Source organism: Virgibacillus sp. GM2-2 (genome assembly GCF_055329585.1).
The window spans coordinates 1-250 of sequence record NZ_JBUZWC010000128.1 but is presented as its reverse complement, the minus strand read 5'-3'; the positions used below and the strand labels follow the sequence as shown (position 1 = coordinate 250).

Below are 250 nucleotides of genomic sequence, written 5' to 3'. Positions count from 1 at the left end.
GAAAAAATTCCCTGGCAGGGCAAAGAATTTTTAGCCGGCGGCTTGCTGGGCGGCCTGTTGCTTGGCTTCCTGACCGGTTGGTTGAATCATACCGGCTCATTCTTCGTTCTGATCTGTCTTCTGGCTCTGGTTCTTTTATTTACTACCCGCTGGACTCTTTCCGGGACAGCTAATTTTTTCGCCAGGCTTTTTCATTCAACGGCCCGGACAGTGAAAATAAGAGTAACTCAGTACGGGCAAACCAGAAAAA

Annotated in this window: 1 protein-coding gene; it reads left to right on the top strand. The window is 48.4% G+C overall.

The genetic code is table 11. The features are described from left to right. The coding region (locus ACY9Z2_RS19235) for a DNA translocase FtsK 4TM domain-containing protein (RefSeq protein WP_463611283.1) at positions 1-250 on the top strand (250 nt) is incomplete at both ends.